Below are 19,895 nucleotides of genomic sequence, written 5' to 3'. Positions count from 1 at the left end.
ATCGAGCCGAGCCGCCCCACCCGGCTCCGGACAGCCGAAAGCCCTCCCGGCCGGAGCCGGGAGGGCTGCTCACCTCATCCACCGGACCTAACTGAGACCCCTGCTCCGCTCGCCGATGCGGTCCCCCTGAGGGGTACCGGCGCGCTTCAGTTCCGCCTTCGTGTGCAGGCCGCCCTTCACCTTCGTACGCAGCGGGCCGTCGAAGCCGTGACCCTTCGACCGTGGCGGCTCTGCCGGCGTCTGGGCCTCCAGGGAGGCACGGGGGTCGTTCTTCCGCTCTTTGCCCATCCCGTCGTCACTCCTTCGGGAAACACTCAATCGGACTATTCGGAGCATAGGCACATATCCGCCGCCCTGCACCCGCTCGGTCCGCACGAGGCGCCCCTACGGACGCTCCGGAGTGCCCAGCGTCTCCGTGATCAGCTCCTCGGGGCAGGCCGTGCCCCGCGGCAGCTGGTACGGCGCCGCCAGCCGGTATTCGCCCGGGGCGGGGGCCAGCAGGGTGGTCCACTCGTCGCCCTCCGCGTCCGGCGCGGAGCGGAACAGGCAGCCGGATTCGTTCTCCAGCCCCTCCGGCGCCGCCACGCCCTTGCCCTCGGCGTCGACCAGGCCCAGCCACGGCGAGTACGGCACCCGGATCCGCACCTGGCCCGCCTGCCGCACGTCCACGATCAGCCCGCCGGCGTCCGCGCGCCGCACCGTCGCGGGCGGCTCCACCAGCGGGGTCGGCTCCTGCACCCTGAACAGCTTCCAGTTCGCGTCGCCCCACACCTGCCGGAGGTACGGCAGGCCGCCCTTGATCAGCTCCGCCTCGCGGGTGCCGCCCGAGTCCGGCCGGTCCGCGGGCAGGACGACGTAGTGCACGGCCCAGCGGTCCAGCCACGCGCGGTAGTTCTCCGCGTCGAGCGTGTCGTCGTAGAAGAGGGGGTTCCGCTCCAGGTCGGCCTGGCGGTTCCAGCCGCGCGCGAGGTTCACGTACGGCGACAGGGCCGAGGACTCCCGGTGGCTGCTGACCGGGACGACCTCCACCCGGCCCCGGTCCACGCCGGTCTGCTCGAGGCGGTCGACCAGCGGTGCGAGTTCCCGGGTCCACGCGGCCCGCGGGGTCGTGCGCAGCACGTCGAGCACGCTGTTGGCGGTGATCCAGCCGTTCAGGCCCACGAAGGCCAGCAGGACCACGTAGCCCATGCGGGCCCGGCCGCGCCCCGGGCCGGTCAGCGGGCCGCCCAGCGCGTACGGCAGGGCCGCGAGCAGCACCACGCCCGCGAAGAGCATCGCGAGCCGGGTGACGTTCGAGCCGACCTGGGAGTCGACGAGCCAGGTCAGGAACACGCCGGCCGCGTACACGCCCGCCGCGATCCGTACGGTCTTCCACTCCCGCGGCACCAGGACGAGAACCAGCACCCCGAAGAGGAACGGCAGCGACGCCGACCCCAGCGACATCGGCTGCGTGCCCGAGAACGGGAACAGCCAGGCCGACAGCGCGACCACCGCGACCGGCGCCAGCCCGATCGCGTACGCGCCCGGCCGCCGCCCGCTCAGGAACAGAGCGGCCGCCACCACCCCGAGGAACAGCCCGGCGACCGGCGAGGCGGCCGTGGCCAGCCCGGCCAGGGGCGCCGCGACCGCGGCCTTGCCCCACCGCTTCCGGGCCCACTTCCGGGGCCAGCAGAACACGGCGGCGACGGCGCCGAGCGCGAACAGCACGCCGAGCCCGAAGGTCACGCGCCCCGAGAGCGCGTTGCAGAACAGCGCGAAGACACCGGCCAGCGCGGGCGGCAGGGGGTGGCGCACCGCGCCCTTGCAGCGGCAGAGGATCAGCGCGACCAGGCCCGCCGAGAGCGTGCCCGCGATCATCATCGTGGTGCGCACGCCGAGCACGGACATGAGGTACGGCGAGACGACGCTGTACGAGACCGGGTGCATCCCGCCGTACCAGGCGAGGTTGTACGCGGAGTCCGGGTGCCGGCCGACGAACTCGGCCCAGGCGTCCTGGGCGGCGAGGTCGCCGCCGCTGCTGGCGAAGAAGAGGAACCACACCACGTGCAGGACGGCGGCGACCGCGGTGGTCACGGCGGTGGTGAACGCGACGGGATGCCGCTGCCGGAAGGCTGCCGCGGCGGACCCGGGCTGCCGCGGCGGCGGCGCGAGGTCGCGCTCCCCCGCCGCAGCGCCCGGTATCCCGGGGCTCTCCGGGGTCTTCGGCTCGGCCGTCGTCACTCCGTCGCTCCCCATGTCTTCGCTGCCACGCACCCCACCCTGCCCTGCCGTGCCCTGCACTGCCCTGTGGCCTGTCCCTGGCCTGTCCGCTCGGACGTTAGACGTGCACCGGGACCCCGGGGTTGCCCGGGGTGCCGGAACCGCACGGTACTGCGCCGCCCGGGGCGGTCAGCCGATGCGCGTGAGCTTCGTGCCGAAGCCCGGCTCGGCCAGGTCCGCCTGGAGTGCCACCGGGACCTTGACCTGGCTCGCGCCCGAACCGACGGTCAGCGTGCCGATCTCGGTGCCCGCCTTCGCGGTGTGCGGGAGCGGGGATCCGCCGTCGGCGAGCCGTACGTCGATCTTGAGCGAGGGCCAGCCGACCGCGGCCACGTCGGCGGTGGCGACGACCGGCGTCTTGCCGCCGAGGCCGTCGTCGACGTAGCCGACGACGTCGCCCTTCTTGATCACCTTGGCGCCGGTGAGCAGGTCCTGCGTCTCCAGCATGATCTTCTTGCTGGCGGCGATCGCCGTGTCCAGGATCGGGGTCCCGTGCTGGCCGAGGACGGCACCCACGATGAACTGGTCGGTCTTGCCCACCATCTTGTGCGCGGCGAAGAGCAGGTTGCCGCCGGCGGCCGTGGTGCTGCCGGTCTTGATGCCGAGGGCGTTGTTGAACGGGACGAGCGAGTTCCAGTTGTCCCAGGTCTTGCCCGACGGGTCTTCCCACTTCGGCAGCTTCGTGATGTCACGGAGCACCGGGATCTCGATGAGCTTCAGACCCAGCTTGACCTGGTCCTCGGCGGTGCTGACCGTGGTCGCGTCCAGACCCGAGGGGTCCGTGTACGTGGTGTTGGTCATGCCGAGTTCCTTGGCGGTGTCGTTCATCTTCTTGACGAACGCCTCCTGGGAACCGGAGTCCCAGCGGGCCAGCAGCCGGGCGATGTTGTTCGCGGACGGGATCATGAGCGCGGCGATGGCGTCGTACTCGCTGATCTTGTCGCCCTCCCTGACCGTATTCAGGGTCGACTCGTTGTCCGTCTTGTCCTTCTGCCCCTCGAGCTCCGCGGTCTTGTCGATGTCGATCATCGCGCCCTTCTCGCCCCGCTTGAACGGGTGGTCGCGAAGGATGATGTACGCGGTCATCGACTTGGTGACGGAGGCGATCGGGATGGGCTTCTGCTCGCCGAAGGAGTCGACGGTGCCGAGGCCGGAGGCCGCCATCCACGCCTGGCCCTCGTCGGGCGGCGTGAGGCGCGGCTTGTCGCCGGCGAAGGTGTACGCGCTCTGGGCGGTCATCTTCAGCGTCGGGTCCGGCAGCGGCCGGACCATCTGCACGACGGCGATGATCACGCCGAGCAGGATCACGAGCGGGGTCCAGATCTTGAACCGCCGGACCGTCGTGCGCAGGGCGCTCGGCGGCGGGGGCGGGTTGTTCGTGAGCTCGGCGAGCATGTCGAGCGGCGGCCTGGGCGGCAGCGGCTGCTGCTTGGTCCGCTCGGGCTCACTGAGGGAGGCCGGAACGGCGCCGGCGGGCGACATGGGCGACTTGGGCGCCGCGGGTGCCGTGGATGCCTTGGGCGCGGCCGGCTGCGGTGCCGCCTGCGTCCCCTTGGGGGTCACAGGCTTGGCCGGGGCGGCCGGCTGCGGGGCGTCGTCCCTGCGCAGCGGTACGAAGGTGCTGGTCCGCTCGCTGTCCGACTCCTCGGCGGGCGCCGGCTTGGGCAGGCGGAACACCGCCGTCTGCTGGTCGACCGGCGGCTGCTGGTCGTCGATCTTCGGCGCCTTGAAGACGGCGGTCGGCTGGTCGACGCCGGCGGGGCGGGGCGCGTTCGGCCTGACGGCCTTGAGCACCGTGGTCTCGTCGGACCTCGCGGGGGCCGGGGCGGCCTTGCCGGCCTCGGCGGCCTTGCCGGCCTCGGCGGGCTTGGCGGGCTTGGCGGGCTTGGCGGGCTTGGCGGGCTTGGCGTCGACGGGCCTGAACACGGCCGTCTCGTCGCCCGCACCGGCGTCGGACTTCGCGTTCGCACCGGGCTCGACGTCGCCGTCCTCGGCGGTGGCGACCCAGGCCGCGACGGCGGCCCGCAGGTCATCCCCGTCACCGGCGGAGGTCCCGCGCGGCCCGGCGACCCGCGGATCGGCAGCCTTTGCGTCCGTACCGCCCGAGGAGGCCGAACCGGAACCCTGCGATCCACCGTCCCCGGCGGACCGCTTCCGCGCGGCGAACCAGTCGGTGGCCCCGGCATCGGAGCCACCGGAAGCCGCGGAAGGTGCCTGCGCCGGGGCAGCCTGCCCCGCCCGCGCCCCGTCCGACGCCCGACCGCCGTCGGGCGCTCCGGGCGCCTGCGCGGCCGGCGAAGCGGAAGCCGCCGGACCGGAGGTCCCGGTGGCCCTCTCGGCGCCGGCCTCACCGAAGCCGCCGACCTGCGCCTGGGCGCCTGCGCCCGTCGGCCGGGACGGCGTCCGTGCGGGAGCGTCCTGCCCCGCCCTCGGAGCGGAAGCCGCCCGGCCGCGGTCACCCGTGCCCGACGACGCCTCAGCGCGCCAGGACGGCCCGGACGAAGCCGAGCCCGCCGCCCGACCGGTGGCCGGGGACCCGGCCTCGCCGGAGGGCCGGCCCACCGGAGCGTCGTTGCGCGAAGTCGCCGAAGAGGACTGCCCGCGGTCGCCCGCACCCGAAGGCGCCTGGGCGGAGGCATCCTGCCCGCTCCGCGAAGCGGAATCCGTCTGGCTGCGGTCACCCGCGGCGGCCGGAGTGCCGGACTCGCCGGAGGACCGGCCCGCCGCGGCGTCGGGGCGGGCCGCGCCCGAAGACGCCGACAGCGCCTGGGCGGAGGCGTCCTGACCGGGCCGCGAAGCGGAACGGTCGGCCGTGCCCGACGGCGCCTCAGCGCGCGAGGACGGCCCGGACACAGCGGAGTCCGCCGCCCGACCGGCAGCGGGGCTCCCAGACCCGTCAGAGGACCGGCCAGCCGGAGCGTCGGGGCGCGCGGCGCCCGAAGACGCCGACAGCGCCTGGGCGGAGGCGTCCTGGCCCGCCCGTGAAGCGGAAGCCGTCTGGCTGCGGTCACCCGCGGCAGCCGGGGTGCCGGACTCGACGGAGGGCCGGTCCGTCGGAGCGTCGGGGCGCGCGGGGCTCGAAGTTGGCGACGGCGTCTGCGTGGACGCGTCCCGGGCCGTTCGCGAAGCGGAACGGTCGGCCGCGGCCGCGCCCGACGCCTCGGGGCGCGGAGGGGTGGCGACCGGCTTCGCCGCCGCATCCGCATCCGCGCGCTCGGTCGGGGGCTCGGTCGGGGGGTCGGGCTCAGGTGACGGCTCGGGGGCGCGGAACACCGAGAGGCGGGGATCGCGCTCCGCCGCGGAGTCCGCCGCCGCCGACGAACCTTGCTGTACCGACTTGTCGGGGGACTCGCCCGCCACCAGTTCCTCCTCGCTCGCTGTCCAGCTCTGTCCAGCTGTCCGAACCGTCTAACAGTGTCCCGTCTCGGGGGCATCGCCCCCGTGCTAGACGAGAACGACATAGCTGCCGGTTCCCCCACAAAGCGGCCAGGCACTCTCGACAGATGAATGTGAGAGGGGTCACCCTGTCACTCATCCACGCGGGGAGGCATGGATGGGCAGGAGCCGCAGAACAATTCCGGAGGAGCTTCTGCTGCTCGCCTTGGACCCGGCCACGGGAACCACGGCGCAGCCGCAGTCGCTCGACCTCGGCCTGGCCGGGGCACAGCTAGTAGAGCTGGCTCTGGCAGGACGGATAGCCCCTGACGGGGATCGTATCGCCGTGGTGATGCCACGGCCGACAGGAGATCCGACTTTGGACTCCGCACTGGAACTGCTGCGCAGACGCGGCAGCCCGGTTCGGGCCGTCCACTGGATCGGCGGACCCCGGTTGGGGCTCCGCCAGATTTACCTCTCGCACCTGGAGCGGTGCGGCATGGTGCATGCCGTAGCGGGCCAGATGTGCGGGGTGCTGCCGACGACTCGCTACCAGGCGACGGACACGGCGATCAGCAGGGACATCCGTGCCCGGCTGGACAGTGCGATCCGCACCGGCGTACCGCCGGACCCGCGGACCGCGGCGCTTGCCGCGCTGGCCCACGCGGTCGGACTCGGCAAGCACTTGTACCCGGGTAATGAAGGACGGTCGTCCCGCTCCAGGTTGCGGGACCTCATCCGGCACGACCCCATGGGCGGCCTCGTGGCGCACGCCGTGATGGACGTCCAGAACGGCGTGGCCGCACAGCCGCGCCGCACGCCGCCGCAGAACCCCGGACGCCAGCCCGCTACGGCCGGCGCCAGGGCGACCGCCGGCGGCGTGCCGCTCCAGCCGCACCGCGGTGCGATGGCCCGCGCCGTCGCACACTGATCCACCGCACCACCACGCACGGGCACCACCACGCACAAGCACCACCCCGCACCACCCAGTTCCACCACCGCCGCACCGACGTCCCCACAGACCCGGTCCGGGAGCCGCCAGCGCGCGGGGTGGCAGGGCCGCACAGCCGGTCCCGCCGCCCCGCGCGTCTGCATCCCGCACCCGCCTCCGGGGGGCCTCCGCTGCGGCCTTCCCGGCGCTTTCCTGCGGCTTTCCCAGCGCCGCCGTCCCCTTCGGTGGCAATCTGCACATCAGCAGATACGCAGAGATACAACCAGCGGGCCGTCAGCCAGACTTCCCGCAGCCGGAAAGCGGAGGTGCCGTTCCCGTGGCGTCCAATGTCAATCCCACCGTCCGACGCCGCCGACTGGGCATGGAGCTCCGCAAGCTCCGTGAGGACAAGGGCATGACGGCCGAGCAGGTCGCCGAGCGGCTCCTCGTCTCCCAGTCCAAGATCAGCAGGCTCGAGAACGGCCGCCGTTCCATCAGCCAGCGCGACGTCCGCGACCTGTGCGACGTGTACGAGGTCGAGGACCGCCGCCTCGTCGACTCGCTGATGCAGATGGCCAAGGACTCCCGCCAGCAGGGCTGGTGGCACGCCTTCGGCGACATCCCGTACAGCGTCTACATCGGTCTGGAGACCGACGCCGCCTCGCTGCGCGTGTACGAGCCGCAGATCATCCCCGGGCTGCTCCAGACCCCCGAGTACGCCGCCGCCATCGTCCGCGGCGCCCTGCCCGAGACCGCGCAGGCCGACATCGAGAAGCGCGTCCAGGTGCGGATGCGCCGCCAGGACCGGATCTCCGAGGACGACTCCGGCCCCGACCGCGGTCCGCTGCGGCTGTGGGCGGTCATCGACGAGGCCGCGCTGCTCCGGCGGGTGGGCGACGAGCAGGTGATGGTGCGCCAGCTGGAGCACCTGATAGAGCAGTCGGAACTGCCACACGTGACCGTGCAGGTGATGCCGTTCAGCATGGGCGCGCACCCCGGCGTGAACGGCCAGTACGCGATTCTGGAATTTCCGGATGCTTCCGATTCGACCGTCGTCTACATCGAGGGCGTCACGAGCGACTTGTACCTGGAGAAGGCGAACGACGTTCAGAAGTACAGCGTCATGTACGAGCACCTGCGCGCCCAGGCGCTGAATGTCGACCAGACCCGGGCGTTCATCTCCGGCATCATCGACCACCACGCCGGGAAGCGACCGTAGAGGCACATTCCACGAGAAAAGCGGGCAGGTATGGGCAGGTCACGGCGGCGGGCCGGTACGGTACACCGTGACCACCCGGCCGCGGAAGGGACTACTGGAATATGCCATCCGGTCGAGTGAATGACCTCTTCAGACCTCGGCCCCGGCGAGTAGCGTCGATCACGCCAATCAGCAAAAGGTTGGCGCCACATCAACCCGACTCGCTAGACCGGAGTGCAGCAATGGCTATTCACCAGGGTGCCACGAAGAACTGGACGAAGTCCTCGTATTCCGCCGGAAACGGCGCGTGCGTCGAGGTCAAGTCCCCCGTCGTGACCGAGATCGCGGTGCAGGACTCGAAGGTGCAGGGCGGTCCGGCCCTCACCTTCGCGCCCGGCTCGTGGACCTCGTTCGTCGCCGGAGTGACCCGTGGACCGCTGGGGCACCTCGCCTGAACGTCCTGGAGGTCACCTCATCCGCATCCACCGCACCCGCAGTACTGACATGAGCCCTCTCGACTGGCCCGCCGTCCTGGCCGAGGGGGCTCGGCCATGTCCGCGCCCCCACCGCCGGAACCGCCGCGCGCCCTACCTGAGCAGGTCCACGTACCGGTCCGTCCCCGGCACGGTCGGGATGAACGGCGCGACCAGTTCCACCCGCCCGAGGCCCACCTCCGCGAGCTCCGTGTCCAGCCCGCGGAAGCGGTCCCAGCATTCCCGCGGATCGGCCTCCAGAAACCACAGCAGCGTCAATCTCGTATCCACCCCCTCGACCTGCTTGACGTAGGTCATGCGGTCGCCGGGCAGCGGCGTCGGCCGGAAGGCCGTCACCATCGCCGCCGGCCCGCCCGCCAGCCGGCGCGGCAGGGCCCGCGAGCGCAGCCACTCGAGCAGCTCTTCCCGCTGCTCCGGCCCCTCGGCGTCGACCACCTGGACCACCAGCCCGCGGTACGGGTGGTCGAGGGCGTGGAAGTCCCGGGGGCCGGCGGCGCCGTCGCGGTACACGGTCGCCTCGTGGTCCTGGAAGGACGTGAAGACGTGCGTCCGGTCCTGGTAGACCCGCCCGTCCCGGTTCAGCCGCTTGTTGATCCCGACGGTCCACTTCATGTGCTCGTCGTAGCGGCCCTCGGTCACCCAGTACGTGGAGATGTAGCAGCCCGCGGTGACCGGCTGGGCCACCGCCGACTTCTCCGGGTAGCGCAGCTCCTGGAGGTCCCGGGTGGCGACCCAGCGGCGCCCGGCGTACATCCACGGCATCGCCATCGCCCCGGCGTAGTAGTGGTCGTCCTCGTACCAGCGGTTGTAGGCGTACTCGTGGCCCGGATGCGGCTCGACCATGGTGATCAGCGCATGGCCGGGATGCACCCCGTACGGGCCCACGGCGGCCAGCTCGGCGTAGTCCCCGGCGCGGGTGTCTGCTGCGGATTCTCGCGTCATGCCAAGGGTCTAGCTGATGTCACGTCAGATGGGGAGGGGCGGGGCCCCGCGGAGGGACGGGTGACCGGATATGGTGCCCACGCAGTTCTCAGGGAGGGGACCACCACACATGCGAAATCGTTTCACCAGAGGCGTGGCCACGCTGGCCGGCCTGGTGCTCACGGCGACCGGCCTGGCTGCCGTGAACGCCGCTCCGGCAGCCGCGGACGAGTACGACTGCCCGCGGGGCTACTTCTGCGCCTGGACCGGCGAGAGCGCCACCGGCACCATGTACAAGACGAACAAGAGCGTCGCCGACCTGGGCAGCTGGAGCGACAAGTTCCGCACCCACGTCAACCTGACCGGCTCGATCGCGTGCATCTACGAGGACAAGAACTACAACCCGTGGGGCGGGTACTCCTACGAGACGCCCAACACCCTCGGCGAGTACTCGTCCTACCCGACGGCCACCGCCAGCTCGATCAAGTTCACCCGGACCGAGCGCGAGTGCAGCCAGCCCGGGTACCCGGACTGGCTGGCCGAGCCCATCGTCAAGCACCAGGGCTTCGGCGACCTCAACAACGACCGGCGTGCGGACGTGCTCGCCCGCGACGACGTCGGCCGGCTGTGGTTCTCCTCGGGCGCCGGCGGCGGCCGCATGATCGGCAGCGGCGGCTGGAACGGCATGAACGCCCTCACCCGCCACGGCGACTTCAGCGGCGACGGCCGGGAGGACCTCATCGCCCGCGAGGCCGCCACCGGCAAGCTGTGGCTCTACCCGGGCACCGGCACCGGCGGCTTCGGCACCCGCAAGCTGATCGGCTCGGGCGGCTGGAACGGCATGCGGGGGGTCACCGCCTTCGGAGACCTCACCCGGGACGGGCGCTCCGACCTGATCGCGGTCGAGAAGTCCACCGGCAGGCTGTGGCTGTACCCGGGGACCTCCGCCGGCACCCTGGGCGCGCGCAAGCTGATCGGCTCCGGCGGCTGGAACGGCATGAACGCCCTGGTCGCCGCCGGCGACATGAACGTCGACGGGCTGCCCGACCTGTACGCCCGTGAGGCGTCGACCGGGAAGCTGTGGTTCTACCCGGGACGGAACTCCGCGATCGGCTCGCGCACGCTGATCGGCTCCGGCTGGTACGCCATGGCGAACTTCATCGCCGTCGGCGACATCAACGGCGACGGGCGCAGCGACCTCGCGACCGTCACGAACGACAAGTACAAGATCAACGGCGAGCCGGGGCACCTGGGCTGGCTGGTCACCTACGCCGGCAAGGGCAACGGCCTGCTGGCCCCCGGCCACCTCGCCCACGGCGAGTGGTGGGGCCTGAACGGCTTCTTCTAACCGGCACGTCACGGCGACCGCACCGGGACATTGTGCCGATCGGGCGACATCGGGGGAGGAACAGGAACCGGTCCTCCCCCGATGGGCATCGTCCCTCCGAGAGACCACCACTCGGAGGGAATCGAGCTCATGCGCAAGGGACTTCTGCGCGGCGCGGCCGCGGCCATCGCACTCGTACTCGGCGGGCTCGGGCTGGCCGCCGCCCCGGCCCAGGCGGACGCCTCTGCGTTCGGTGACTGCGCCGCCGGCCGCTTCTGCGCCTGGACGAACGCCACGGCAACCGGCACCCGGCTCCAGACGGACGCCGACACCCCCTGGCTCGGCAGCACCTACGACAACCGGATCCGCTCCTTCACCAACCGCACCTCGGACGTCGCCTGCCTGTACTCGGGCCGCGACTACGAGGTCGAGAGCGGGCCGGCCGGCAGCTGGAAGGCGATCAGACCACACGCCGCCGGTACGGGCTACAGCGGCGCCGAGCACCTGGACAAGAGCTCCCTGAGGTTCGTGCGCACGGCCCGCGAATGCGTTCTGGCGCCCTTCCCCTTCTGGTGGGCCGAGGCGGGCACGAGGCCGGCGGGGTTCGGCGACCTCAACGGCGACCGGCGCTCGGACGTCCTCGTCCGCGACGAGACGGGCGCGCTGTGGTTCGTCTCGGGCGACGGCGACGGGTGGCTGGTGGGCACCAGCGGCTGGAACGGCATGAACGCCCTGACCCGGCACGGGGACTTCTCGGGTGACGGCCGCGAGGACCTGATCGCCCGGGAACGCTCCACGGGCAGGCTGTGGCTGTACCCCGGCACCGGCGACGGCGACTTCTCCCCGCGCCGCCTCATCGGCTCGGTCGGCTGGAACAGCATGTCTCTGATCACCGCCTTCGGCGACCTCACCGGCGACCGCCGGGGCGACCTGATCGCCCGCGAGACCGCGACGGGCAGGCTGTGGCTGTACCCGGGCACGGCCTCCGGCGGCCTCGGTGTCCGCCGGCTGATCGGCGGCAGCGGCTGGGGCGCGATGAACGCGCTGGTCGGTGCCGGCGACCTGAACCGTGACGGCCGCCCCGACCTGGTGGCCCGCGAGGCGGCCACCGGCAAGCTGTGGCTGTACCCCGGCGCAGCCTCCGCCCTCGCGCCCCGCCGCCTGATCGGCTCCGGCGGCTGGAACACCATGTCCTCCCTCATCGCGAACGGCGACGTCACGGGTGACGGTCGCCTCGACCTGACGACGGTGACGACGTCCGGCAACCTGATGCGCTACCCCGGCCGCGGCGACGGCACCCTCGCGGCGGGCTACGTCTCGGACCCGACCTGGTGGGGCCTCAACGGGGTTTTCTAGAGGGGCAGTCCAGAACGCGGACAGGTAGTTGGCGGCTACACGTTGCTGTGGCAGGGTGGCCGCCACCCACCGCCCCGCATGACCCCGGGAGTCCCCATGAGCGTCCAGCCGCCCGCGTTCGCAGCCCGCGCGTCCTCGGTCGGGGCCTCGCCCGTACGGGAGATCCTCGCGCTCACCGAGCGGCCCGGGGTGATCTCCTTCGCCGGCGGGCTGCCGGCGCCGGAGCTCTTCGACACGGAGGGGCTGCGGGCGGCGTACGAGGCTGCGTTCGCGGACAGCGCGGCGCGGGCACTGCAGTACTCGACGACCGAGGGCGCGCCCGAGCTGCGCGCGGCGGTCGCCGCCCGGATATCGGCCCGCGGGCTGGCGACCTCGCCCGGCGACCTGCTCGTCACCACCGGCTCCCAGCAGGCGCTGACGCTCGTGGCGGCCACCCTCGTCGAGCCGGGTGACGTCGTCCTCGTCGAGAACCCGACCTACCTCGCCGCCCTGCAGACCTTCGGCCTCGCGGGCGCGCGGGTGGTCGCCGTCCCCTGCGATGGGGACGGCATCCTCCCCGGGGCGCTGGAGGAGATCGTGCTGCGCGAGCGCCCGAAGCTCCTCTACTCCGTGCCGACCTTCCAGAACCCGACCGGCCGCACCCTCCCGGCCGCCCGCCGCGCCGCCGTGGCCGCCGTCGCCGCGCGCCTCGGGCTGTGGCTGATCGAGGACGACCCGTACGGCGAGCTGCGGTACGAGGGCGAGCACGTGCCCTGGATCGCGGCGCACCCGGGGGCGGAGGACCGCACGGCGCTCCTCGGCAGCTTCTCCAAGATCCTCGCGCCCGGTCTGCGGCTGGGCTGGCTGCGGGCGCCCGCCGCCCTGCGCCGCGCGGCGACCGTGGTCAAGCAGGCGGCCGACCTGCACACCTCGACCGTGGACCAGATCGCCGCGGCCCGCTATCTGGCCGCCGCGGACCTGGATGCGCACGTGGCGACGACCCGCGCGGCCTACCGCGAGCGGCGGGACGCGCTGCTGGCCGGTCTGCCCGAGGCGCTTCCGGCGGGATCGGTCTGGAACCGGCCCGAGGGCGGGATGTTCGTCTGGGCGCGGCTGCCCGAGGGGCACGACGCGACCGCGCTGCTCAAGGCGGCGATCGCGCGTGACGTGGCCTTCGTGCCCGGCGCCCCCTTCTTCACGGGGACGCCCGACCCGCGGACGCTGCGGCTGTCGTTCACCACCCACACGCCCGAGGAGATCGCGGAGGGCCTGCGCCGCCTGGCCTCGGCCGCCGCCTGACCGCCGACCCGCGAGCGCCGCGCCGCGCCGAAGGACCGTCCGGACGACCTTCCGGACGACCTTCCGGAAAGACGTACTTGACGAGCCGTCAGATCGCGGCGCCGGATGCCTAGGAACCTCCAGGGCCCCGCGCTACCCTCCGCCGCATGATTTCCACGGTTGTCTGGGGAACCGGGAACGTCGGCCGCGCGGCCATCCGCGCCGTCGCCGCCCACCCGGCGCTGACACTCACGGACGTACTCGTCCACAACCCCGACAAGGTCGGCCGCGACGCGGCCGACCTGGCCGGACTCCACCACCCGCTCGGCGTCACGGCCACCGACGACGTCGAGGCCGTGCTCACCGCGGGACCCCGTGCCGTCGTGTACGCGGCCTCCGGGGACATCCGTCCCGACGAGGCCCTCGCGGACGTCGTCCGCGCCCTGCGCACCGGGGCGGTGGTCGTCACCCCGGCCCTCTACCCCCTCTACGACCAGCGCAACGCCCCGCCGGAGTTCCGCGACCCCGTCCTCGCGGCCGCCACCGAGGGCGGCGGCGTGCTGTTCGCCTCCGGGGTCGACCCGGGCTGGGGCAACGACGTCCTGCCCCTGCTGATCAGCGGGCTCGGCAGCACCGTCGACGCGATCCGCTGCCAGGAGATCTTCGACTACTCGACGTACGAGCAGGAGGACTCGGTCCGCCACCTGGTCGGCATGGGCCAGCCCATGGACTACGTGCCGCCGATGCTGATCGAGTCCGTCCCGACCATGGTGTGGGGCGGCCAGATACGGCTGATGGCCCGCGCCCTCGGCGTCGAGCTCGACGAGATCCGCGAGACCCTGGAGCGGCGCCCGCTGGAGACGACCGTCGGCACCCGCACGATGGGCGAGTTCGAGGCGGGCACACAGGGCGCGGTCCGCTTCGAGGTGCAGGGCATCGTCGGGGGCGAGCCGCTCCTCGTCATCGAGCACGTCACCCGGATCCACCCGTCCGCCGCCCCGGACTGGCCGACGCCGCCCGACGGCGCCGGCGCCCACCGCGTGATCATCGAGGGCCGCCCGCGCATCGAGGTCACGGTCGAGGCCACCGACGAGGGCGAGAACCGTTCCGCGGGCGGCAACGCCACCGCGGTCGGCCGCCTGGTCGGCGCCATCGACTGGCTGGTGGACGCGAAGCCCGGCCTCTACGACGCCCTCGACGTCCCGCTGCGTCCCGCAGCCGGCCGACTCGGAAGGAACACGTGACCGCCATGAACATCGACGTCCCCGACGGCAAGCACCCCATCGAGTACGTGTGGGGCGAGATCGTCCCCGAGATCGGGACGGCCGCCTCGAACTTCTCCCTCTCCGTCTACGCCCACACGACCCTGGGGCTGCGCGAGTTCGAGGCCGCGCGGCTGCGCATCGCGCAGATCAACGGCTGCATGTTCTGCCTGGACTGGCGGACCGACCGCGACGGCGAGAAGGTCGAGGAGGAGTTCGCCGACGCGGTGGCCGCGTGGCGGACCACCGAGGCCTTCGACGACCGCACGCGGCTGGCCGCGGAGTACGCAGAGCGGTACGCACTGGACCACCACGGCATCGACGAGGAGTTCTGGACCCGGATGGCCGCGCACTACAGCCAGGCCGAGATCGTGGAGCTGACGATGAGCATCGGCTCCTGGCTGGCGTTCGGGCGGCTCAACCGGGTCCTGGGCCTCGACGAGGTGTGCGTCCTGCCCACCCACTGACCCCGCTTGCGGCCTACAGGTCGGTGGCGATGATCTTTTCTATGTTCCGCTCGGCGAGCGCCGTGATGGTGACGAACGGGTTGACGCTGGTGTTCCCGGGGATCAGCGCGCCGTCGATGACGTACAGGCCGGAATATCCGTGCAGGCGGCCGTAGTTGTCGGTGGCCTTGCCCAGCACCGCGCCGCCGAGCGGGTGGTAGGTCAGGTGGTCGCCCCAGATCTTGTAGGCGCCGAAGAGGTCGGTCCGGTAGATCGTCCCCTCCTTCGCGTTGATCTTGTCGAAGATGGTCTTGGCGGCGTCGATGGAGGGCTGCTTCCAGGCCGTCTGCCAGTTCAGGTCGACCTTCCCCGTGCCGGCGTTCCAGGTGAACTCGGCGCGGTGGGGGTTCTTGGTGATCGACAGGTAGAACGAGGCGTACGTCTCGATCCCGGTGGGCAGCGGCGCGACCTCCGCGAACGCACCCCCGGCGTCCCAGTTGTCGATGCCGGCCGTGGGCATGGCGGACTGGAGCTTCCCGGTGGCGTCCCACATGTGGTTGGCGCGCCCGCACATCACGTTGCCGTTGTCGCCCCAGCCCTTGCCGATCTCGTTGTTGAGCAGGGGCAGCGCGCCGGTGGCCTTCAGCCGGACCAGCAGTTTGCTCGTCCCGACGCTGCCGGCCGCGAAGAACACCCGGGCGGCGGTGACGGTCTTGGTGGCCGTGGTGTCGCCGGTGGTGTTCAGCACGTCCATGACGACGGCGTAGCCGCCGCCGGCCGCCGGGCTGACGGAGGTGACCCTGTGGAGCGGGGAGATGGTGACCCTGCCGGTGGCCCGCGCCTGGGCGAGGTAGGTCTTCTGGAGGGACTTCTTGCCGTGGTTGTTGCCGTAGATGACCTCGCCGTCGAGGGCCGACTTGGGGACGGCCCCGGCCGCCTCCTGCTTCATGTAGTCCCAGTCGTAGACGTTGGGCACGAAGACGAACGGGAAGCCCGAGCGCTGGGCGTGCTTCCGGCCGACGCGGGCGTACTGGTAACAGGGCGCCGACTCCCACCAGGACTGGTCGACTTCGGTGACCCCGAGGCCGGCATTGGCGCGGGGGTAGTAGGTCGCGTACATCTCGTCGGCGTTGACGGTCGGCAGGACGGCGCTGAAGCGCTCGCGTTTGGGCGTGACGGCCATGCCGCCGTTGACGAGCGAGCCGCCGCCGACCCCGCGGCCCTGGTAGACGGTGATCCCGGCGAAGTCCTCGGCGTCGAGGATGCCGGTGTAGCGGGGGACGTCCTTGTCGAGGGGGAAGCCGAGGAAATTGCTCAGCGGCTGCTTGGTGCGGGTGCGGAGCCAGAAGGAGCGGTAGTCGGGCTTGGTGGTGTTGGCGAAGATCTTGCCGTCGCTGCCCGCGGTATCCCAGGCCATGCCCATCTCGATCATGTGGACGTCCACACCGGCCTGGGCGAGCCGCAGGGCGGCGACGGAACCGCCGTACCCCGTGCCGATGACCAGGGCGGGGACCTGGGCTCCGGACTCGATGGGGGCGGCCGCGGGGAGGGCCTGGGCATGGGCGGGGGCCACCTGGGCCGAAAGAGTCAGGGCTCCAAGAATAGAACCGGTTCCAATGATGAATCGACGCCGGGATACACCCTGGGGACCCGTTTCACGGGGGGCGTTGTCACGCATGTGACCTTCCTCACTCTTGGCGGAAGAGAAACACGTTCTACTGCCGCATGCATACGAAGTCACTACATACCCATTGGTAACTTTTGTCCGGACCTTACACCTTTGCCCTCGTGCCCGGCCGCCCCGCCGGTACGGTGTGATCATCTGATGGAGGTTCGAATCATGTCCGCGGACGGCACGTGGAGCATCGGCGAACTCGCCGAACTGGCGGGCGTCACCGTCAAGACGGTGCGCTTCTACTCCGACCGCGGGCTCCTGCCCGAGACCGCCCGCAGCAGCGGCGGCCACCGCCGCTACGGCCCCCGGGCCCTCGACCGGCTCCGCCTGATCCGCTCCCTGCGCACGCTCGACCTGCCGGTCCCCGACGTCGGCAAGGTGCTCGACGAGGGCGACGGCAGCGGTGACGGCGACGGCGACGGCCTCACGGGTGCCCTGGAGGACGTCATCGGCGGCCAGTTGCAGGAGCTCGGCTCCCAACTGGCCGCCCTGCGCTGGCGCGAGTCCGCCCTGCGGCTGATCCAGGAGTCCCCTGCCGAGGAGCGCGCCGACCTGCTCCGCCTCGTCGGCGCCGTCGCCGCCCCGCCCGGCACGGACGCGCTCGCCCGCTTCTGGCGCCACGCCCTGCCCGTACGGCTGCCCGCCCGGCTCGTCTCGTCCATCCTCGACGCGGCCGTCCCCCAGCCGCCCGCCGACCCGACCCCCGCCCAGGTGCTGGCCTTCTCCCGGCTGCACGCCCTGGTCACCACCCCCTGCAACGGCCGCCCCCCGGTGGGCCACGGCGACCCCGAGCTGCGCCCGGCCGTGCTCTTCGACGGCCTGGGCGAGGCGTACGCACTGGCCGCGGCGGACCTGGGCGCCGGGCGCCCGCCGCAGGACGGCGGGGCCCTCGACTGCTTCGTCTCCGCCCACGCCCGCTCCCGCGGACTGACGGACACCCCGGCCTTCCGCCGCACACTGGCCGACCGGCTCACCCGTACGACGGACCCGGTCATGACCCGCTACTGGCAGCTCACCGCGGAGCTGGCCGCCGGGTCCCCGGGCCCGGCGGCCCCGACGATGGGCGCCGCGCACGACTGGCTGGTCTCGGCCCTGGCGGCCGGGCAGGCGCTCCGCTAGGTCGTGTCCGGGCGATCACGGCCTCGGCGGAGGGTTGGTCAGACAGCGGGGCACCGAACCGTGCGTGGCTCACTGCCTGTAGGCGCAATTCGCTGGAGGCGCCACACACGCCGTGGTGCAATGCACTCCATGGTTCTCGGAGATCTTGTGCAACTGCGTGCGCTGGCACCGTCCGACGCGGAGTCGTTGTGGCGGTGGAACAACGACCCCGACGTGATGCGCTGGATGGACGCGTATTACGACCAGCACCTGGAGGGGGTGCGCAAACGCCTCGATGGACGGGGACCGAACACGTACGGGGACACGCTGTACGGGATCGAGGTACGTGACGCGGAGACGCTGATCGGATTGGTGCGGCTGCGGGGTGCCGAGCCGGAGACGGGCTGTGCCGAGCTGGACATCTACCTGGGCGAGAAGGATCACTGGGGCCGCGGGTACGCCACCGACGCGCTGCGCACCATGTGCCGGTACGGATTCGACACCATGCGGCTGCACAAGATCTCCCTCACCGTGGTCACGGAGAACCGTGCGGCTCACCACATCTACCAGAAGGTCGGCTTCGTCGAAGAGGGCCGACTGCGGCAGGTGTTCCACCGGGACGGGGTGTGGTACGACCAGTACGCCATGGGAATGCTGAAGGACGAGCTGCGCTAAGGGCTGGCCGGCGATCACGTCCGGAGCCAGATGATCAGGGCTCACGCGACCGGGCGGACAAGCTAGGCGACCTCCGCCGCGTCCGGTTGCGGGTGGCAGTCGCGGCAGGAGCCGGGGGCGGGGGCGCGGAAGGCGCGGTCGCAGCCGGGGCAGGTCTGGAACGGGAGCAGGGGCCGGTCCGGCGGGGCCGCCGGGGCGGGCGCCGCGGGCGGCAGCGGCATCGGCAGCAGGGCCGTGAGCCGGTGGGTGAGCAGGGCCGCCGGGGAGCGCAGATCAGCCGGCAGGTCGTACGTCAGGGCCCGGCGTACGGCGTCGGGCGCGGCCCCGCGCTCCAGCCAGGCCGCGACCCCGGGCGCCAGCCGGTGAACGTCCCGCTCGGCCAGCAGCAGCCGCGGATCGCGGTGCCGGAGGCTGCCGAGCAGCGCCCGCGACTCCCGCACCAGCATGCTGACCGGCGCCGGCTCCGGGTCCGGTTCCGGGGCGGGCTTCGGCGCGGGCGTGGCGGCGGGCTCCGCGGGCGCGGCGGGTGCCGTCTGCCTCGGGGGCCGGTTGTAGGAGACCGTACGGGTCACGACCTGCCCGTTCGCGAGCCGCTCCCGCGTCCTGGCGAGGTACCCGTGGTGCTCCAGCTCGCGCAGGGCGCGCGCGATCCGGTGCTCGCTCTCGGGGAACCGCTCGCTGAGCGACTTGATGCCGATGCGGGACCCGGGCGCCAGCGACTGGATGTGCACGGCGAGCCCGATCGCGGTCAGCGACAACTCGGCGTGCTGGGCCAGGTGGTTGCCCACCACGGTGTAGTGACCGGAGTGCCGGACGTTGACATGCACGACACCGGATCGGGGGGTCCCGGCGGGAACTCGGGCCGCGGCGCGGGAGGGCGCGTTAGAGTGCTCAACAGCCATCGGGAAGTTGCTCTCTTCCTTGTTGGTAGGCCCTCGGTCGGGATGCCAGTCGTGACCGAGGGCCGACCCATGTCTGGGTTGTGCGGCCGAGCATATGCCGGGCAACCACCGCGAAATCCAGCCCAGTTGGCACGGTTCACCCGTGCGAGCGACGGGGAGGCTGGTGGGGATTGGTGGGGTTCCTTTCCCCCGGTACTTGGGTTTCTCAGACGTCTCACGCCACCGGGCTACGGATGCCCGGGTCGCGGCATCCGCGGCCCGGCGCCGAGGTCGATCTCGGCCCAGACCGTCTTGCACGGGGCGGGGCCCGGCGCCACGCCCCACCGGTCGGCGAGCGCCTCCACGATCAGCATCCCGAGGCCGCCTTTCCCCGCCGGAACCGGGACGCGGACCATCGGCATCCGGTCTCCCCGCGCATCGGTGACCTCGATCCGGAGGATGTCGGCGGCCAGGGACATCGCCAGCCGGAAGTCCCGCCCCGGGACCCGGCCGTGGGTGACGGCGTTCGCGGTCAGCTCGGCGACGATCTGCGCCCCGACCGTCAGAGGCAGCCCCCAGGCCCGCAGCTGCTCCACGGCGAGCAACCGCCCGAGCCGGGCCCCGCGCGGGGTGGAGGACAGCTGGAGTGAGAACTGGTGTACGGGCGCCTGGACTTGAAGGAGTTCTTGGTTCACATCACTGAGCGTGGCGGTGCGTGCCTACGCTGAACAGCGACGATG

Annotated in this window: 17 protein-coding genes; 11 read left to right on the top strand and 6 right to left on the bottom strand. The window is 72.2% G+C overall.

Annotation, left to right across the window (positions count from 1 at the left end):
• Positions 1–384 precede the first annotated feature (384 nt).
• Both ACZ7H1_RS34800 and ACZ7H1_RS34795 read right to left on the bottom strand, forming a co-directional pair.
• Positions 385–2,235 (bottom strand): MFS transporter, encoded by a 1,851-nt coding sequence (locus ACZ7H1_RS34800; RefSeq protein WP_470792259.1) that lies wholly within the window; start codon positions 2,233–2,235, stop codon positions 385–387.
• Positions 2,236–2,388: 153 nt separating this feature from the next.
• The gene (locus ACZ7H1_RS34795; RefSeq protein ID WP_470792225.1) at positions 2,389–4,821 is read right to left on the bottom strand and encodes a D-alanyl-D-alanine carboxypeptidase family protein; all 2,433 of its coding nucleotides are present in this window, start codon (positions 4,819–4,821) and stop codon (positions 2,389–2,391) included.
• A gap of 10 nt (positions 4,822–4,831) precedes the next feature.
• Here ACZ7H1_RS34795 and ACZ7H1_RS34790 point away from each other — a divergent pair, with 10 nt between their 5' ends.
• From ACZ7H1_RS34790 to ACZ7H1_RS34775, 4 genes are all read left to right on the top strand, one after another.
• The gene (locus tag ACZ7H1_RS34790) at positions 4,832–5,044 is read left to right on the top strand and encodes a hypothetical protein (protein WP_470792224.1); all 213 of its coding nucleotides are present in this window, start codon (positions 4,832–4,834) and stop codon (positions 5,042–5,044) included.
• A 768-nt stretch (positions 5,045–5,812) separates the two neighbouring features.
• Positions 5,813–6,565, top strand: coding sequence for a GOLPH3/VPS74 family protein (locus ACZ7H1_RS34785; RefSeq protein ID WP_470792222.1), 753 nt, complete (start codon positions 5,813–5,815; stop codon positions 6,563–6,565).
• Positions 6,566–6,902: 337 nt separating this feature from the next.
• Complete coding sequence (locus ACZ7H1_RS34780; protein WP_470792221.1) at positions 6,903–7,784, top strand: helix-turn-helix domain-containing protein; 882 nt, start codon at positions 6,903–6,905, stop codon at positions 7,782–7,784.
• 221 nt (positions 7,785–8,005) lie between these two features.
• A complete protein-coding gene (locus ACZ7H1_RS34775) occupies positions 8,006–8,218 on the top strand; it encodes a DUF397 domain-containing protein (protein ID WP_470792219.1) in 213 nt (70 codons plus the stop codon).
• Between the two features lie 132 nt (positions 8,219–8,350).
• Here ACZ7H1_RS34775 and ACZ7H1_RS34770 read toward each other — a convergent pair whose 3' ends face one another.
• Complete coding sequence (locus ACZ7H1_RS34770; RefSeq protein ID WP_470792218.1) at positions 8,351–9,199, bottom strand: hypothetical protein; 849 nt, start codon at positions 9,197–9,199, stop codon at positions 8,351–8,353.
• 109 nt (positions 9,200–9,308) lie between these two features.
• On the opposite strand from ACZ7H1_RS34770, the gene ACZ7H1_RS34765 reads away from it, so the two are divergent.
• From ACZ7H1_RS34765 to ACZ7H1_RS34745, 5 genes are all read left to right on the top strand, one after another.
• Complete coding sequence (locus ACZ7H1_RS34765; RefSeq protein ID WP_470792217.1) at positions 9,309–10,526, top strand: FG-GAP-like repeat-containing protein; 1,218 nt, start codon at positions 9,309–9,311, stop codon at positions 10,524–10,526.
• Between the two features lie 129 nt (positions 10,527–10,655).
• Positions 10,656–11,861 carry an FG-GAP-like repeat-containing protein gene (locus ACZ7H1_RS34760; protein ID WP_470792216.1) on the top strand — a complete coding sequence of 402 codons (1,206 nt, stop codon included), beginning with the start codon at positions 10,656–10,658 and terminating at the stop codon, positions 11,859–11,861.
• A 96-nt stretch (positions 11,862–11,957) separates the two neighbouring features.
• Positions 11,958–13,139 carry an aminotransferase-like domain-containing protein gene (locus ACZ7H1_RS34755; protein ID WP_470792214.1) on the top strand — a complete coding sequence of 394 codons (1,182 nt, stop codon included), beginning with the start codon at positions 11,958–11,960 and terminating at the stop codon, positions 13,137–13,139.
• Between the two features lie 146 nt (positions 13,140–13,285).
• On the top strand, positions 13,286–14,362 hold the full coding sequence (locus ACZ7H1_RS34750; RefSeq protein ID WP_470792213.1) for an NAD(P)H-dependent amine dehydrogenase family protein: 1,077 nt from the start codon (positions 13,286–13,288) through the stop codon (positions 14,360–14,362).
• 5 nt (positions 14,363–14,367) lie between these two features.
• Positions 14,368–14,847: a carboxymuconolactone decarboxylase family protein gene (locus ACZ7H1_RS34745; protein ID WP_470792257.1), complete on the top strand. Its 480-nt coding sequence runs from the start codon at positions 14,368–14,370 to the stop codon at positions 14,845–14,847.
• 13 nt (positions 14,848–14,860) lie between these two features.
• Here ACZ7H1_RS34745 and ACZ7H1_RS34740 read toward each other — a convergent pair whose 3' ends face one another.
• Entirely contained in the window at positions 14,861–16,504 is a 1,644-nt protein-coding gene (locus ACZ7H1_RS34740) for a GMC oxidoreductase (RefSeq protein ID WP_470792211.1), read from the bottom strand.
• A gap of 147 nt (positions 16,505–16,651) precedes the next feature.
• Here ACZ7H1_RS34740 and ACZ7H1_RS34735 point away from each other — a divergent pair, with 147 nt between their 5' ends.
• Both ACZ7H1_RS34735 and ACZ7H1_RS34730 read left to right on the top strand, forming a co-directional pair.
• Positions 16,652–17,620, top strand: a complete 969-nt coding sequence (locus ACZ7H1_RS34735) for a helix-turn-helix domain-containing protein (RefSeq protein ID WP_470792210.1) — start codon at positions 16,652–16,654, stop codon at positions 17,618–17,620.
• A 129-nt stretch (positions 17,621–17,749) separates the two neighbouring features.
• Positions 17,750–18,274 (top strand): GNAT family N-acetyltransferase, encoded by a 525-nt coding sequence (locus ACZ7H1_RS34730; RefSeq protein ID WP_470792208.1) that lies wholly within the window; start codon positions 17,750–17,752, stop codon positions 18,272–18,274.
• Between the two features lie 62 nt (positions 18,275–18,336).
• Here the strand turns inward: ACZ7H1_RS34730 and ACZ7H1_RS34725 are convergent, their stop codons facing one another.
• Together ACZ7H1_RS34725 and ACZ7H1_RS34720 are read right to left on the bottom strand one after the other, a co-directional pair.
• Positions 18,337–19,101 (bottom strand): helix-turn-helix domain-containing protein, encoded by a 765-nt coding sequence (locus ACZ7H1_RS34725; protein ID WP_470792207.1) that lies wholly within the window; start codon positions 19,099–19,101, stop codon positions 18,337–18,339.
• A 302-nt stretch (positions 19,102–19,403) separates the two neighbouring features.
• Positions 19,404–19,850 carry an ATP-binding protein gene (locus ACZ7H1_RS34720; protein WP_470792206.1) on the bottom strand — a complete coding sequence of 149 codons (447 nt, stop codon included), beginning with the start codon at positions 19,848–19,850 and terminating at the stop codon, positions 19,404–19,406.
• Positions 19,851–19,895 lie beyond the last annotated feature (45 nt).

The organism is Streptomyces sp. NPDC037401, assembly GCF_055602345.1.
Note: the sequence above shows the minus strand (reverse complement) of the source record. Positions and strands in the feature narration are given on the sequence as shown.

Coding starts and splice junctions, on each gene's coding strand:
- ACZ7H1_RS34800 (WP_470792259.1), bottom strand. CDS start 2,235: ATGGGGAGCGACGGAGTGACGACGGCCGAGCCGAAGACCCCGGAGAGC.
- ACZ7H1_RS34785 (WP_470792222.1), top strand. CDS start 5,813: ATGGGCAGGAGCCGCAGAACAATTCCGGAGGAGCTTCTGCTGCTCGCC.
- ACZ7H1_RS34775 (WP_470792219.1), top strand. CDS start 8,006: ATGGCTATTCACCAGGGTGCCACGAAGAACTGGACGAAGTCCTCGTAT.
- ACZ7H1_RS34770 (WP_470792218.1), bottom strand. CDS start 9,199: ATGACGCGAGAATCCGCAGCAGACACCCGCGCCGGGGACTACGCCGAG.
- ACZ7H1_RS34765 (WP_470792217.1), top strand. CDS start 9,309: ATGCGAAATCGTTTCACCAGAGGCGTGGCCACGCTGGCCGGCCTGGTG.
- ACZ7H1_RS34760 (WP_470792216.1), top strand. CDS start 10,656: ATGCGCAAGGGACTTCTGCGCGGCGCGGCCGCGGCCATCGCACTCGTA.
- ACZ7H1_RS34755 (WP_470792214.1), top strand. CDS start 11,958: ATGAGCGTCCAGCCGCCCGCGTTCGCAGCCCGCGCGTCCTCGGTCGGG.
- ACZ7H1_RS34750 (WP_470792213.1), top strand. CDS start 13,286: ATGATTTCCACGGTTGTCTGGGGAACCGGGAACGTCGGCCGCGCGGCC.
- ACZ7H1_RS34745 (WP_470792257.1), top strand. CDS start 14,368: ATGAACATCGACGTCCCCGACGGCAAGCACCCCATCGAGTACGTGTGG.
- ACZ7H1_RS34740 (WP_470792211.1), bottom strand. CDS start 16,504: ATGCGTGACAACGCCCCCCGTGAAACGGGTCCCCAGGGTGTATCCCGG.
- ACZ7H1_RS34735 (WP_470792210.1), top strand. CDS start 16,652: ATGGAGGTTCGAATCATGTCCGCGGACGGCACGTGGAGCATCGGCGAA.
- ACZ7H1_RS34730 (WP_470792208.1), top strand. CDS start 17,750: ATGGTTCTCGGAGATCTTGTGCAACTGCGTGCGCTGGCACCGTCCGAC.